This window comes from Pseudomonas sp. NBRC 111133, from assembly GCF_001320605.1.
GTDB lineage: Bacteria > Pseudomonadota > Gammaproteobacteria > Pseudomonadales > Pseudomonadaceae > Aquipseudomonas > Aquipseudomonas monteilii.
This window is the reverse complement of sequence record NZ_BCBJ01000173.1, coordinates 1-557: the sequence shown is the minus strand read 5'-3', so window position 1 is coordinate 557 and position 557 is coordinate 1. Positions and strand designations below refer to the sequence as shown.

The 557-nt window shown below is 62.3% G+C and carries 1 protein-coding gene; it reads right to left on the bottom strand.

Annotated elements, in window-relative coordinates:
- Window positions 1-71: 71 nt before the first annotated feature.
- Window positions 72-557, bottom strand: a 486-nt coding sequence (locus APH36_RS30275) for a group II intron maturase-specific domain-containing protein (protein WP_279630231.1), incomplete at its 5' end; no start/stop codon positions are given.

Here is a 557-nt window from a genome sequence, read left to right as displayed (position 1 = left end):
ATCGGGTAGGAGGCGGCCTCACGGCCGCCGTCCTCCCACACCACCGTGCGTACGGTTCCGTACACGGCGGTTCAGGCCATGCGGTTAAGCCGATTGATCGTATCCAGTATCGAGACCAGTCCAAGTCTGTCCCATAGCTTCTTCGGCAGCGCCTGATTCATATGCGGCGCTCCTGAGTTCCACCACGGGCCTCGGCCATTGAAGGCCGACTTGCAGGCACGCTCCTCGCTCAATCCCAGGCGCATCAGGTTGCGCGCCCTCGTAGAGGGCTGCTTCCATTGCCGCCAGATGACACAGCGAAGTTTGTGCCTGACCCAGCCATCCAGCTCTTCCAGTGGACGCTTGCTCTGGCTGAGCTTGAAGTAGCCTGCCCAGCCTCGCAGCACCGGGTTTACCCGCTCGATGACATTCGCCATCTTGTGGCCCCGCACCCCTCGCAGCAGTTCCCTGAGACGGTCGCGCACACGGCGCAGGCTCATGGTTGCCACTCGCAGTCTAGGCTGCGAGTGCCAACTCATCCCATACCCCAGGTAGTCGCATTTCCACGACCCAGCCAC